Source organism: Leptotrichia sp. oral taxon 218, assembly GCF_018128225.1.
Lineage (GTDB): Bacteria > Fusobacteriota > Fusobacteriia > Fusobacteriales > Leptotrichiaceae > Leptotrichia.
In genome coordinates this window covers 1896503-1910786 of sequence record NZ_CP072377.1, presented here as the reverse complement: position 1 = coordinate 1910786, position 14284 = coordinate 1896503, and the positions used below count along the sequence as shown (strand labels likewise).

Sequence of the window (14284 nt, the reverse complement as noted above, 5' to 3'; positions counted from 1 at the left end):
ATATAAATTTAAAATAAAAGACTGGATATAGAATATAAATTCAATTAAAATGGAGGTTAGAAAATGGCAAAAGTAGGTATTTTTTACGGATCAACAACTGGAGTTACTGAAGATATAGCAAATAGAATTGCTGAAAAAATTGATGGAGCAGAAGTTTTTAACATTGATGGAAATGTCGATGAGCTTGAAAACTATGATGTGTTACTTTTAGGAACATCAACTTGGGGATTTGGAGATTTGCAAGATGACTGGCAAGCAGTATTAGACGACTTGGCTAACTTAAATTTAGCTGGAAAAAAAGTGGCATATTTCGGAAGTGGAGATCAGGGGACTTTCTCTGACACATTTATGGACGGAATGGCTATTATAAATGAAGAAATTTCAAAAACAGGAGCAACTGTAATTGGAAATACTTCAACAGAAGGATACGAGTTCAACGAATCAAGAGCAGTAGAAGGCGACGAATTTTTAGGACTTGCATTGGATGAAGTAAATCAATCTGATTTGACAGACGAAAGAATTGATGCTTGGGTTGAACAAATTAAAAAAGAATTTTAGTAAGATTTTGTGAAAAAAGTTCACAAGTATAATTATGATTTTAGCTATATTCATATATAACTAAGATAAAATCAATTTTCACAAATTGATTTTCTCTCCAAAAAGTAGAAAAGGTGTCTCCACAACACCTTTTTTATTTTAAAAATAAAAAAAAAATATTTTTTTAGAAAAAATATAAAATTGAAACATATAGAAATTTGTGGTATAATTAAAAATAATTTTAGATTAAGGAGAAAACGAAAATGAAAAATGCTACTGTGATAATATTTTATGTGATTTTAATGGTAATTATATTTTTACCAACATATCTTGCAAATAAAAAAAGAAAACAGCAACAAAAAGAAATGATTGACAATTTTAAAGTTGGAGACAAAGTTGTTACAACTGGAGGGATTTTAGGGACAATTACAAATGTTTTGAGTGAAACTTTGGAAATTAAAGTTGATAAAAATGCAAAAATTACAGTTTTGAAAACATCTATTTCAAGCGTAGAAAAAAAATAATTTTTTAGAAAGGATAGGTTTTGAAAAATGAAAAAAATATTGATATTTTTATTATTTTTAGTAGGTTCTGTTATATTTGCAGAAAATTTAGAGAGTATAAATTATGGAAATGGGACATTTAGAGGAACATTTAAAGAAAACAAAAAAATGATGCCAGGGACAACTGTAACTAAAGTTGGAAATGACAATGTTTTAATTTTAAGTTTTTGGAATACAAAAGCGTCGAAAGTTCCGCAAGTTACTACTGTAAATGACCAGTATATAAGTAAAATTCAAGTGTATGAAAATGATTCTTCAACTTCAGTGATGTTTTATTTAAAACCATCGGCAAAATATCAAATAGTTACAAGAAACAAAGAAGTTGAAGTAACATTTAGTGGCTCAGACGCAAATTATGTGCCGTCACAAACTAATACAACTATAAGTTCAAGACCGCAGACAGGTTATTCAAGACCAAGTAACACAGGGTATCAACAACAACAGCAGACAGGTCCAAGATATTCCACTTCAGGAAATAAAAAATATACTATTGTTGTAGATCCAGGACATGGTGGACATGATTCAGGTGCAAGAGGAAATGGATATAATGAAAAAGATATAGCATTACAAGTAGCAACAAGATTGGCTAACAATTTAAGACGGGATTATAATGTTATAATGACAAGAGATTCAGATTTCTTTGTACCATTAGATACAAGAGCTAAAATTGGAAATGATGCAAATGCAGATTTCTTTATAAGTATTCACTTAAATTCAGGTTCAAGCTCATCGGCAAATGGAACAGAAGTATTTTACTTTAGTAAAAAAGATGAAGGAAGTTATGCTGAAAGAGTTGCACAGATTGAAAATAGAGTGGATTCAAGCTATGGAGATACGCCATTTTCAGATTTAGTCGTAAAAGATATATTTTATAGAACAAATCAGAAAAAAAGTCAAGCTATTGCAACAACTGTGTTAGATAATCTTATAAACACTATTGGACTTAGAAGAAGAGGAGTTTTTGGAGCAAATTTTGCAGTGCTTCGGGGAAGTAATTCGCCTTCAATTTTGGTGGAATTAGGATTTATGAATAACTACGGTGACTTATCGCAATATTTAACACCTGAAGGTCAAGAAAGAGCAGCACAAGCTATCGCTGATGGAATTAGACAATATTTTAGATAATTAGGCTTACGAATATTTGGAGAAAATTATGGCAGAAGAAATTAAGAAAAAAAAAGGTTTTTTTAGAAAAAATGGCTGGGTAATGTTGCTTGTTTTAGCGACTGCTGGAGTTGTAGCCATGAGCTTTTATGACAAAGATAATGCAGATACGATTGAAGTAACTGTGGATAAAGGTTCGGAAGAAGAGAGAATCCAAAATAATGCAGAAAATTATCAGACAATTGATATTTTTGTGTACGATAGAAATACTAGAACTGTAAATGAAAAAGAAGTGACAATTCCTAAACAGCTGAATTTAGTTGAAGGAGATTTTATTAATGAAATTATAAAAAATTCAAATTATATTAACGAAAATATGAAATTTAGAAGTGCTTATAATTTGAGAATAAATAATGTCAATACAACAGTTGTCAAATTAAATGGAGAATTTTTAAATTTGAAAAAAAATCCTGAATTATTTAATGGTTTTTCTCAAGCTGTATCGAATACAATCTTGAAAAATTTTTCAAATATTCAAAGCGTTGTAATTCAGATAGATGGGGAAACAAATGTCGGGGAATAAATAATTGTCCTAAAATAATTAATGATTTTTTTGTTTCATTAATTAAATTTTTAGGACGATTTTTTTTGACAAAAAGATAACAAGAAGTCGTAGGCTTTCTACAAGTGAGAGATGAATTGCTTTTTTTGTAAAAAAATTGAAAAAGGGGTATATCCATGATACAATTTTTGTATAAAATATTGAAGAGAAGTCATTAAAAATAATATTCAAAATTAAAAAGAGGTGTAATTTTATGAAATATAATTTAGCATTCAAATACAGAATTTATCCAAATAAGGAGCAAGAATTATTGATAAACAAGACTTTTGGATGTGTTTGTTTTGTTTACAATACGATTTTGTATGCTGCAAATAAATTTTATCAAGAAACTGGAAAAAATAAAATAATTACACCTGCTAGTTTGAAAAGTGAAAATCAATGCGGCATTGAATATAAGAGATGCTGGAAAAGAAATGTTGAAATATTAGGAAATAAAAAAACAGGGCAGGGGCTGTCCGAAGAGCTTGGTAAATATATTTGGCTAGCAAAAGCAGGTACTTCCCAAGAAGCTCCCGCTTCTAAAAGCGGGAGTAGTTCACTCAAAATAAAAGGTGATGGAGATGAGAGAGAAAAAATCTAAAAAAAATAAAAAAGAAGTAGAGAGATTTAAAGAAAATAAAAACGAAAATAAAAATAAAAGTGAGAAAAAAGACAGAAAAGATAGGAAAAATAGAAAAGACAATAAATTTTTTGAAAAAAAAGTTTTGAAAAAAAATGAAAGTGAAAATGAAAAAATAAAAAAATTTGAGGAAAGAGAAGAAAAAGAACTAGAATATTTAAAAAAAGTATTGGCAGAATATGAATTTAATTTTCAAGAAATTTTGCAGCTTTTAGAGTGGAGTCCTAAAAAAAGGAAAATTTACAAGATGCTGTTAAATCATTGGGAAGAAAAGGGAGAAATCTTTTTAAAAAGAAATGGAAAGTACACTTTGCCTGAAAAAGAAGGATTTTTGCGAGGAGAAATTTCGATTGGAAATGGAAACTTTGGATTTTTGGATATTTTAGGAGAGCACAGCGTGTTTATTCCTGGAGCATATTTGAATACGGCGATGGACGGCGACACGGTTTTAGTGCGAATTTTGAAAGAAAGCAGTAGTTCTAAAAAAAGAGAGGGTGAAGTTGTAAATGTAATTAAGAGAAACAGAGAGATTATAGTTGGGATTTTTGAGCACAATTTGAGCTTTGGCTTTGTTCGTCCAAAAAATTCTCCAAGTGATATTTACATTCCAAAAAAATTTATAAAAGGTGCAAAAACTGGGGATTTAGTAGCTGTAAAAATTGATTTTTGGGGAGACGATACACGAAAGCCAGAAGGAGAAATTGTGAGTGTTTTGGGAAATCCGCAAGATACAGAAGTTTTGATTTCGTCGTTGCTTTTAAATGAGGGAATTGAAGAAAAGTTTCCTAATGAAGTTTTAAAAGAGCTAGATAAAATTGACGAAGATTTCACAAATGAACTTTCAAATAGAAAAGATTTGCGAAATCTTGACATCATTACGATTGATGGAGCGGATGCAAAAGATTTGGATGACGCCGTGTATGTTGAAAAAATGGAAGATAGGTATAAACTTATTGTAAGTATCGCTGATGTTTCTCATTATGTTGTCGAAAATACTGCACTTGACAGTGAAGCACTAAAACGAGGAAATTCTATTTATCTTGTTGACAGAGTGATTCCAATGCTTCCAAGAAAACTGTCAAACAATCTTTGTTCACTTAATCCAAACGAAGATAAACTAACTTTTTCGGTTGAAATGGAGATTGATTTTAAAGGAAAAGTTGTAAAAAATAATTTTTATAAATCAGTTATAAAATCTAAATATAGAATGACTTACGATGATGTGAATAAAATTTTTGATTATCAAAGAGATAAAAAGAGTGAAAACAACGGAAAAAATGAAAAAACTGAAAATTTATCTGAAGAAAAAAAAGAAAGATTTTTAGAAAATAAAAAAGTTTTTGAAAAATATGAAAAGATTTCGGAAATGCTAAAAAATATGTTGGAACTTTCTAAAATAATTCGTGCGAATAAAAAGAGAAGAGGGAGCATTGATTTTGAACTTCCAGAAATAAAAGTTGTACTAGATGAAAACAAACTTGTGAAAGACATTAAACTTCGTTCTCGTGGGGAAGCTGAGAAGTTAATTGAAGACTTTATGGTAATTGCAAATGAAACTGTGGCAGAAAAACTATTTTGGGAAGAAACTCCAGCGATTTACAGAGTTCATGAAGATCCAGACAAAGCGAAAGTTCAGGCTTTAAATGAAACACTTATAAAATTTGGATATTCAATGAAGAATATGGATGAAATCCATCCTGGAAAGTTTCAAGATATTATAAATAAAACAACTGGGATTCCAGAAGGATATTTAATCCATAAATTAATTTTACGAGCTATGCAAAGGGCAAGATATGCAAATAAAAATCTTGGGCATTTTGGTCTAGCTTCTAAATATTATTTGCACTTTACTTCGCCGATTAGACGATATTCAGATTTGGTTGTCCATAGAATGCTTGGGCGTTCGATTGAAAGATTTATAAACGAAGGAGAGAAAACTAAATATTTAGCTGATTTCGAAGCGGTGGCAAGTAATATTTCTAAAACTGAGCGAATTGCTGATAAATTGGAAGAAGATAGTGTAAAAATTAAATTAATTGAATACATGCAAGATAAAATTGGTGAAACTTTTGTAGCAAGACTTAGCGGAATGAATAAAAATAAAATATTTATGGAGCTTGAAAATCATATTGAAGTTGTCTATAATATCACAAGTTCACGAGATAATTTTATTTACGATGAAGAAAATTTTAAAATTATAAATAAAAAGACAAATGAAAGTTTTACGATGGGAAATACGCTAAAAGTGAGCGTTGTGAGTGCAAGTTATGAAAAGATGGAAATTGAAGTTATTCCGTTTGAAGATGAAAAAGAATAAAAGTAAAGAAAAATAAAGAAAAAGAAAAGCAAAAAAGCAAAAAAAAAAAGAAAAAAGAAGAAAAGAAGAAAATAAAAAATAAAAAAATAAATTTAGAAAATAAAAAATAAAAATTATAATAAAAAATATTTTGTCTTTAAAATTTAAGTAAAAATTTAGCTAAAAAATTTATTAAAATTATTAAATAAAAAAAAAGGATTATGCATTGTCCTAAATTAATGTAAATTTATGAGATGGAGAACTTTTATGAAAAAAAAATTATTAGTTTTGATAAGTTTTTGCTTTTTTTTGGTCATAAGTTGTGGAAATAAAGAAGAGCAAAAAATTAGAAAAGATTTTGATACAACAATGGGAATTATGAGAACAGGCGACTACAATAAAGTGAAAAAATTGAGTTCGAATCTCAACGAAGAAGAATTTTCAATTATCGAAGAAGGATTTAAAAGAATAAAATATAAAATAAAAAAAGTTGAAATAAATGGCGATAAAGCTCAAATGGATTTGGAAGTAAATTATCCAAGTATTTTGAGTGTTATGCCAGAATATTATAGTCAAATAGAAAATCAATCAAAATCTATTGAAAATAAAAATATTACAGACGAACAAGCGAGACAGGAAATAATAAAATTTACAAAAAGTTTTTTTGCACAGAAGTTTAAAGAAAATAAAGTAAGTTTTGCACATGAAAATTTAAAAATAAATTATGTAAAAGTTGAAAATAAATGGCTACTTAATGCCAATGAAAATAAAGATATAATAAAATTATTTTCGCTTGGAATGGCGCAAGAATAAAAAGGGAGGAAATATGATTTTATCAAAAAATAAAAAAGCGTTTCACGACTATTTCATTGAAGAAAAATTGGAAGCTGGAATTGAACTTGTGGGAACTGAAGTAAAATCTGTTAAAGCTGGTAAAATAAGTATAAAAGAGAGTTTTGTCAGAATCATAAGAAATGAAATTTTTATTATGAATATGCATATAACACCTTACGAATTTGGAAATATTAATAATGTGCCAGAATCGAGAGTGAGAAAATTGCTTTTGAGCCGAAGAGAAATCAATAAATGGGAAGCCAAAATCAAAGAGCAAGGATACACAATTGTGCCACTTTCAGTTTATACAAAGCAAAGACTTGTAAAAGTGGAAATTGCACTTGCAAAAGGGAAAAAACTTCACGATAAAAGAGAAACTTTAAAAAGAAAAGATATAGACAGAAATCTAAAAAAAATTCAAAAAGATTTTTTGAGATAAGATTTTTTGAAACAATGGAATGAATTTAAAATAAAAAAACAAAAATATCAGGGAGGATAAATGGATATTTTAAAAAATGTGGCAAGTGAGCTAAAATTTGGCGAGTCACAAGTGGAAAATACAATAAAACTTTTTGATGAAGGGGCAACTGTGCCGTTTATTGCTCGTTATAGAAAAGAAGTTACAGGTAATTTGGACGAGGAGCAAATTAGGGATGTAATTGAGAAAGTTACTTATTATAGAAATTTGGAAAAGAGAAAAGAAGAAGTTTTAAGACTTATAGAAGAGCAGGGAAAATTGACTGATGAACTGAAAAATAGCATAACTTGTGCAACAAAACTTCAGGAAGTGGAAGATCTTTATTTACCTTACAAAAAGAAGAAAAAAACGAAGGCGGATATTGCGAAAGAGCAAGGGCTAGAACCTTTGACAGAATTTGCGTTGATGCCGACAACTACTTTTGAGATGTTAGAGAAAGAAGCGGAAAAATATTTGAGTGAAGAAGTTTTGTCGATTGAAGATGCGATTAATGGAGTGCATTTGATTATTGCGCAAAATATTTCAGAAGATGTGAAAATAAGGGAATTCTTGAGAGATAAAATTTCAGAATTTGGAATTTTGGATTCTAAAGTTGTGGAGAAAAATAAGGAAAATGATGAAAAAGGGGTTTATCAGGATTACTATGATTATTCGGAGCTTGTTAAAAAAGCGGCTTCTAATAGAATTTTGGCGATAAATCGTGGGGAAAAAGAAAAAATATTAAAAGTTGACATTGAAATTGACGAAAAAACTGAAAAATTTATAATGGACTTTATTTTGGATACTTTTGAAAATAAAAATTTAGTTGAATTTTTGAGTGAAGTTATAAAAGATTCGCTGGATAGACTGGCTTATCCGTCGATAAAAAATGAAGTGAGAAATATTTATACTGAAAAAGCTGAGGAAGAAGCGATTAATATTTTTTCTGAAAATTTAGAAAAACTTCTTTTACAACCGCCTTTGAGTAAAAAAACATTGATGGGCCTTGATCCTGGTTATAGAACAGGTTGCAAACTGGTAATTATTAATAAAGATGGTTTTTATGAAACAAACGATGTGCTTTTCCTGGTTGAAGGAGTGCATAATCCAAAACAGCTTGAAACAGCGAAGAAAAAAATATTAGATTACATAAAAAAATATGATGTTGATATTATTGCAATTGGGAATGGAACGGCTTCTCGTGAAACTGAAAGTTTTGTGGCAAATATCATAAAAGAGGCGTCAAAACCTGTGTCATACTTGATTGTAAGTGAAGCAGGAGCTTCAGTTTATTCAGCTTCAAAAATTGCAATTGAGGAGTTTCCTGATTTGGATGTAACGGCGAGAGGAGCGATTTCGATTGCTAGAAGAATTCAAGATCCTATGGCTGAGCTTGTAAAAATTGATCCAAAATCAATTGGAGTTGGAATGTATCAGCATGATGTAAATCAGAAAAAATTGAATGAAACATTGGAACAAACGATTGAGCATGTTGTAAATAATGTTGGAGTCAATATTAATACGGCTTCTTGGGCATTACTTAGTTTTGTGTCTGGAATTAAGAAAAATGTAGCAAAAAATCTTGTAGATTACAGACATGAAAATGGAGATTTTAAGGATAGAAAAGAATTGAAAAAGGTAAAAGGGCTTGGAACGAAGGCGTTTGAACAAATGGCAGGATTCGTTGTAGTGCCTAATAGTAAAAATCCTTTGGATAATACGATAATCCATCCAGAATCGTATCATATCGCTGAAACTATTTTGAAGGAAGCAAATTGTAAGGTTGACGATTTAAAATCTAATTTGGATGAAGTTAGACAAAAATTGAAAACAGTGAATTTGGACAAAATTATAAAAGAAAATGATTTTGGACCGCAAACTGCAAAAGATGTTTATGAAGCGTTGTTAAAAGATAGAAGAGACCCAAGAGATGAGTTTGAAAAACCATTATTGAGATCGGATATTTTAAATATGGATGATTTGCAAGAAGGAATGGTTTTGGAAGGAACTGTGAGAAATGTGGCTAAATTTGGGGCTTTTGTGGATATAGGGCTAAAAGGGGATGCACTGCTTCATATTTCTGAAATTTCTGATAAATTTGTAAAAGATGCTACAAAAGAGCTATCTGTGGGGCAAATTATTAAAGTTAAAATATTGTCGCTGGATAAAGAGCGTGGAAGAGTGGGACTTACGAGAAAAGGATTATAAAAAAATTTAAAAAATATTAAAAAAGTGCAGATATTATAAAAAAATAAAAAATTTTTAAAAAAATATTTGTACTTTTTTGAAAAATTTGATAATATATAAGTGAGAAATTTGGGTTATTAAAAAGTTATAAATATTATTTTAAATTATAAACTTCTAATTTTTGCAATAGAAATGTTTAGAAACTTATGATTTTATTTATATTAAGTAGACAAGTCTCTTTGTCAAATGATCATAGTAAAATAGTTTATGTAGTTGTCAAGCAAGTCTAAAAAAATATAACCTAAAAAAATTTAAAGAATTTTTAAAAAACCAAATTAATTTTAAAAAGTAAAATATTTTATGTATTTTAAATTTTAAAAGAAATTTTTCTTTTTAAAACTTTTTTAAAAAAAATATAAAGAGAAGGAAGGTTCGGAAATGGGATTATTTTTAATCGGATTAGTGCCAATAGTTGTATTTTTGATACTATTAACTTTTTTGAAAAAATCAGCTATGTTTAGTGCGTATGCCAGTTTAGTAGTGGCAATTATTTTAAACTTTATTGTTCCTGGATGGCAAATGCCAGTTCAAGGGGTTATCGCTTCAATTATTGAAGGATTTGCAACAGCGTGGATGCCTATCGGTTTTGTAGTATTTGCTGCATTGTTTGCTTATGATTTATCAGTAAAAACTGGTAAAATTGAAACAATCAAATCAATGTTAGGAAGCATTTCAACAGATAAAAGAGCTCAAGCATTGATATTAGCTTGGGGATTTGGTGGATTTATAGAAGGTATTGCAGGATATGGGACAGCAGTTGCGATTCCAGCAGCAATCATGGTTTCATTAGGATTTACTCCACTAAGTGCAGCTTTAATTTGTCTTATTGCAAACTCAACACCAACAGCGTTTGGAACAGTTGGACTACCAGTTACAACAATGATTTCAAACTTTAAATTGAATGCTGGGGAAACAGCATTTTATACATCATTATTGTTGTTAGTTTTGACATGTATTATACCATTTATCTTGGTAATAATGGCTAATAAAGAAATTGATGGTGGAAAAAACGCAGCATTTGGAAGAGGAATTTTACCTGTAGTTATTGCTTCAATTATTGGTTATTTAACACAACCATTTATCGCAAAAGCAATGGGTGCTGAATTGCCAACAATTTTATCAAGTTTATTTGCAATGATTTTGATGATAGTTGCTACTAAAATCTTTATTAAAGAAGATAAAAGTGCAAAATCTAATAAAGGTCAAGCTATTACTGGAAAAGATGCATTTATGGCTTGGGTTCCATATATTTTAATGATAATCTTAATTATTGGAACAAGTCCAGTTGTAGAAGCTGTTCATAAAGCGTTAGAACCAACAACTACACATTTCAATTTTGCTTTGGGACATGAAGCTACATGGTTTAAGGATAAAGGAGATCCGAGTGTAATATTCAAATGGATTTTAGCACCAGCTGCACCATTATTTGTTGCAACTGTTATAGCAGGATTCATTCAAGGTGTAAAACCAAAAGTTATGGCTGAAACATTAAAAGAAACAATTTTAAGTAAATTACCTTCAGTTGTGGTAATTATGGGAATTGTGGCATTATCAGTAGTAATGAAACATAGTGGAATGATTGAAAGTATAGCAAAAGGATTTGCTGCAACAGGTAAATTCTTCCCAGTAATTTCGCCGTTCCTAGGAACTATCGGTACATTCGTAACAGGAAGTGACTTGGCATCTAACTTGTTATTCGGTGGAGTTCAAGTAAATATAGCAGGATCAAACGAAGCGTTGAAAGCATTGTATATTGCCGCTGGTACAGGTGGAGCAACAGGAGGAAAAATGATTTCTCCGCAAAATATTGCAATTGCCGCTTCAACAGTTGGATTAATGGGTAAAGAAGGAGATATGCTTAAATTCACTGTTAAATATTCAATAGCTTATGCAGCTGTTTTAGGTATTTTAACATTCATCGGAGCAGGAATACTTCATTAAAAACTTAAAACTAAGAATTATGAAGTTTTAAAAAAATAAATGCAATAAATAGTTAATAAAAAGGAGAATACTGAAGTTATAAAAATTTTAGTATCTCCTTATTTATTTAAAAAATTAAATTTTGCTGCCAAATAAAATATTATTTTATTTTTTAAGCGGGATTTAGTGAGAGTTATTTAAAAATGTATAAAATTGTGATATAATAAAAGACATAAAAATAGTAAAAAAAAATAATTTTAAATAAAAGTAGGAGGAAGTAATGTCAGAAAACAACAATCCAGAAAAAGTGGATTATGCAAAAACGCTTAATTTGCCAAAGACAAGTTTTAAAATGAAAGCTAATTTGGCACAAAAAGAACCTTTGACATTAAGGGACTGGAAAAAAGCTGAAATTTATGAAAAATCATTGAAAGAAGGAGCACCATTTTTTGTGCTTCACGATGGACCGCCTTATGCGAATGGAGATATTCACATTGGACATGCGTTAAATAAAATATTGAAGGATATTATCTTAAAATATAAGAGATTAAGAGGTTATAATGCACCGTATATTCCAGGATGGGATACTCACGGACTTCCTATTGAGTGGAAAATAATGGAAGAACTTGGGGAAAAAGCAAAAAATATGACTCCACTGCAAATTAGACAAGAATGTAAAAAATATGCATTAAAATGGGTGGAAAAACAAAAAGAAGGATTTAAAAGACTTGGAGTTTTAGGAAACTGGGATAATCCTTATATCACTTTAAGACCTGAATATGAAGCAGAACAATTAAAAGTATTTAAAGAAATTTATGAAAATGGATATATTTATAAAGGGTTAAAACCAGTGTACTGGTCGCCAACTACTGAAACTGCACTTGCAGAAGCAGAAATTGAGTATAAAGATGTAACTTCTCATTCAATTTATGTAAAATTTGAAGGGGAAAAAGATTTGACTGATAAATTAGGTGTGGATGAAGCAAGTATTTTAATTTGGACAACAACACCTTGGACATTGCCAGCAAACTTGGGAGTATTCTTACATCCTGAATTTGATTATGGATTGTATAAAACTGAAAAAGGTAATCTTGTAGTTGCAAAAGACTTGGCTGAAGATGTGTTTAAAACATTGGACTTGTCGTATGAATTATTAAAAGAATTTAAAGGGACAGAATTGGAATATACTCATTATCAACATCCGTTCTTAGATAGAAAAGGGTTAGTAATGAATGCTGATTATGTAACAATAGATGCAGGTACAGGAGCAGTTCATACAGCACCTGGACATGGGGCAGATGACTATAATTATTCATTGAAATATAACATTGGAATTTTGTCGCCAGTAGATGATAAAGGGCATATGACTAAAGAAGCTGGAAAATATGAAGGAATGTTCTATGCAAAAGCAAGTAAAGCGATTGTTGAAGACTTGACCGAAAGCGGACATATGTTATATCACACAACTTTTGTTCACTCGTATCCACATGATTGGAGAAGTAAAAAACCAGTTATTTTCAGAGCAACTGAACAATGGTTCATTAGCATTGACGAAAGCGATATTAGGGAAAATGCATTAAAGGCATTGGAAAATGTTGAATTTGTGCCATCTTGGGGTAAAAATAGAATTGGTTCAATGTTAGAAACTCGTCCTGACTGGACTATTTCAAGACAAAGAGTCTGGGGAGTGCCAATACCATTATTTTATAACAGAGCGACTGATGAAGTTATTTATGAGCCAGAAATTATGGATAGAATAATTGAATTGGTTAAAAAAGAAGGAACTGACATTTGGTGGAAATACGAAGCCAAAGAAATTATTGGAGATGAACTTTTAGAAAAATATAACTTGAAAGATGTGGATATTAGAAAAGAAAGAAGTATAATGGATGTATGGTTTGATTCTGGAGTTTCGCATAGAAGTGTGCTAGTTCCAAGAAACTTGCCAAGACCAGCAGATTTATATCTTGAAGGAAGTGACCAGCACAGAGGTTGGTTCCAATCTTCACTATTGACATCAATTGCAAGTACAAAAGATGCACCTTACAAGAGAATATTAACTCACGGATTTACAATGGACGGACAAGGTAGAAAAATGTCTAAATCACTTGGAAACACAATACTTCCAAAAGATATTACAGAAAAATACGGAGCAGATATTTTAAGACTTTGGGTATCTTCGGTAGATTACAGAGAAGATGTGAGAATTTCTGAAAATATTTTACAGCAAATGTCAGATGCATACAGAAGAATTAGAAATACAGCGAGATTCTTGATGGGTAACTTAAATAACTTTGACTATGCAAATGATAAAGTTGACTATAAAGATATGTTTGAAATTGACAAATGGGCAATGCACAAACTGGAAGAATTAAAAGAAAAAACAACTGAATATTATGATAAATACGAATTTTACAGTTTATTCCAAGAAATTACATATTTCTGCTCAATGGAAATGTCTTCATTCTATCTTGACATCGTAAAAGACAGACTTTACTGTGAAGGTACAACTTCAATCGAAAGAAGAAGTGCTCAAACTGTGCTGACAGAAGTTCTAAAAGTGTTAGTAAGAATTATTTCACCAGTATTGTCGTTTACTGCTGATGAAATTTGGGAAAGAATTCCAGAAGCATTAAAAGAAGAAGAAAGTGTGCATTTATCAAAATGGATTGAAGCAAATCCTGAATACTTAAATGAAGAGTTGGCTAAAAAATGGGATAAAATCGCTCGTTTAAGAAGAGAAGTAAATAAAAAACTGGAAGCAGAAAGACAGACTGGATTAATAGGGCACTCTCTTGATGCAAGAGTTCTTTTAAACATTGCCAATGCTGAATATTCATTTATAAAAGATTATACAGAAAATGAAGTTTCTGATTTATTTATCGTATCTCAAGTTAAATTTGTAAATGATAATTTAGCAGAAAGCGAAATCGAAGGAATAAGTATAAGTGTGGAAAAAGCGTCTGGAGAAAAATGTGAAAGATGCTGGAAGTATGATGAAGAAGTTGGGCACGATCACAATCATTCAGATGTTTGTCCGAGATGTGCAAAAGTTCTTAATGAATTGGAAGGTAAAAATTAATTT

The 14284-nt window shown here is 30.1% G+C and carries 11 protein-coding genes; all 11 read left to right on the top strand.

All coding sequences use genetic code 11. The features are described from left to right. Window positions 1–63: 63 nt before the first annotated feature. The 11 genes from J5A73_RS09055 (at window position 64) to ileS (ending at window position 14281) form a co-directional block, all read left to right on the top strand. Window positions 64–558, top strand: coding sequence for a flavodoxin (locus J5A73_RS09055; RefSeq protein ID WP_211615138.1), 495 nt, complete (start codon window positions 64–66; stop codon window positions 556–558). A gap of 242 nt (window positions 559–800) precedes the next feature. Next, window positions 801–1061 carry a preprotein translocase subunit YajC gene (gene yajC / locus J5A73_RS09050; protein ID WP_094079630.1) on the top strand — a complete coding sequence of 87 codons (261 nt, stop codon included), beginning with the start codon at window positions 801–803 and terminating at the stop codon, window positions 1059–1061. A 27-nt stretch (window positions 1062–1088) separates the two neighbouring features. Beyond that, window positions 1089–2225 (top strand): N-acetylmuramoyl-L-alanine amidase, encoded by a 1137-nt coding sequence (locus J5A73_RS09045; protein ID WP_211615135.1) that lies wholly within the window; start codon window positions 1089–1091, stop codon window positions 2223–2225. A 28-nt stretch (window positions 2226–2253) separates the two neighbouring features. Continuing rightward, a complete protein-coding gene (locus tag J5A73_RS09040) occupies window positions 2254–2787 on the top strand; it encodes a GerMN domain-containing protein (protein WP_211615132.1) in 534 nt (177 codons plus the stop codon). 232 nt (window positions 2788–3019) lie between these two features. Continuing rightward, window positions 3020–3406: a helix-turn-helix domain-containing protein gene (locus J5A73_RS10580; protein ID WP_249069252.1), complete on the top strand. Its 387-nt coding sequence runs from the start codon at window positions 3020–3022 to the stop codon at window positions 3404–3406. Then, window positions 3387–5762 carry a ribonuclease R family protein gene (locus J5A73_RS09030; RefSeq protein ID WP_249069250.1) on the top strand — a complete coding sequence of 792 codons (2376 nt, stop codon included), beginning with the start codon at window positions 3387–3389 and terminating at the stop codon, window positions 5760–5762. Before J5A73_RS10580 ends, J5A73_RS09030 begins: the two co-directional genes overlap by 20 nt. A gap of 246 nt (window positions 5763–6008) precedes the next feature. Then, the gene (locus J5A73_RS09025; protein ID WP_211615129.1) at window positions 6009–6554 is read left to right on the top strand and encodes a hypothetical protein; all 546 of its coding nucleotides are present in this window, start codon (window positions 6009–6011) and stop codon (window positions 6552–6554) included. A gap of 13 nt (window positions 6555–6567) precedes the next feature. Next, window positions 6568–7014 (top strand): SsrA-binding protein SmpB, encoded by a 447-nt coding sequence (gene smpB / locus J5A73_RS09020; protein WP_211615127.1) that lies wholly within the window; start codon window positions 6568–6570, stop codon window positions 7012–7014. A 60-nt stretch (window positions 7015–7074) separates the two neighbouring features. Beyond that, window positions 7075–9240, top strand: a complete 2166-nt coding sequence (locus J5A73_RS09015; protein ID WP_211615123.1) for a Tex family protein — start codon at window positions 7075–7077, stop codon at window positions 9238–9240. A 417-nt stretch (window positions 9241–9657) separates the two neighbouring features. Then, on the top strand, window positions 9658–11220 hold the full coding sequence (locus J5A73_RS09010) for an L-lactate permease (RefSeq protein ID WP_211615122.1): 1563 nt from the start codon (window positions 9658–9660) through the stop codon (window positions 11218–11220). A 259-nt stretch (window positions 11221–11479) separates the two neighbouring features. After that, window positions 11480–14281, top strand: a complete 2802-nt coding sequence (gene ileS, locus J5A73_RS09005) for an isoleucine--tRNA ligase (RefSeq protein ID WP_211615119.1) — start codon at window positions 11480–11482, stop codon at window positions 14279–14281. Window positions 14282–14284: the final 3 nt, after the last annotated feature.

Excerpts from the sequence above, each read along its gene's own strand:
- J5A73_RS09055 (WP_211615138.1), top strand. The coding sequence starts at position 64 with ATGGCAAAAGTAGGTATTTTTTACGGATCAACAACTGGAGTTACTGAA.
- yajC (WP_094079630.1), top strand. The coding sequence starts at position 801 with ATGAAAAATGCTACTGTGATAATATTTTATGTGATTTTAATGGTAATT.
- J5A73_RS09045 (WP_211615135.1), top strand. The coding sequence starts at position 1,089 with ATGAAAAAAATATTGATATTTTTATTATTTTTAGTAGGTTCTGTTATA.
- J5A73_RS09040 (WP_211615132.1), top strand. The coding sequence starts at position 2,254 with ATGGCAGAAGAAATTAAGAAAAAAAAAGGTTTTTTTAGAAAAAATGGC.
- J5A73_RS10580 (WP_249069252.1), top strand. The coding sequence starts at position 3,020 with ATGAAATATAATTTAGCATTCAAATACAGAATTTATCCAAATAAGGAG.
- J5A73_RS09030 (WP_249069250.1), top strand. The coding sequence starts at position 3,387 with ATGAGAGAGAAAAAATCTAAAAAAAATAAAAAAGAAGTAGAGAGATTT.
- J5A73_RS09025 (WP_211615129.1), top strand. The coding sequence starts at position 6,009 with ATGAAAAAAAAATTATTAGTTTTGATAAGTTTTTGCTTTTTTTTGGTC.
- smpB (WP_211615127.1), top strand. The coding sequence starts at position 6,568 with ATGATTTTATCAAAAAATAAAAAAGCGTTTCACGACTATTTCATTGAA.
- J5A73_RS09015 (WP_211615123.1), top strand. The coding sequence starts at position 7,075 with ATGGATATTTTAAAAAATGTGGCAAGTGAGCTAAAATTTGGCGAGTCA.
- J5A73_RS09010 (WP_211615122.1), top strand. The coding sequence starts at position 9,658 with ATGGGATTATTTTTAATCGGATTAGTGCCAATAGTTGTATTTTTGATA.
- ileS (WP_211615119.1), top strand. The coding sequence starts at position 11,480 with ATGTCAGAAAACAACAATCCAGAAAAAGTGGATTATGCAAAAACGCTT.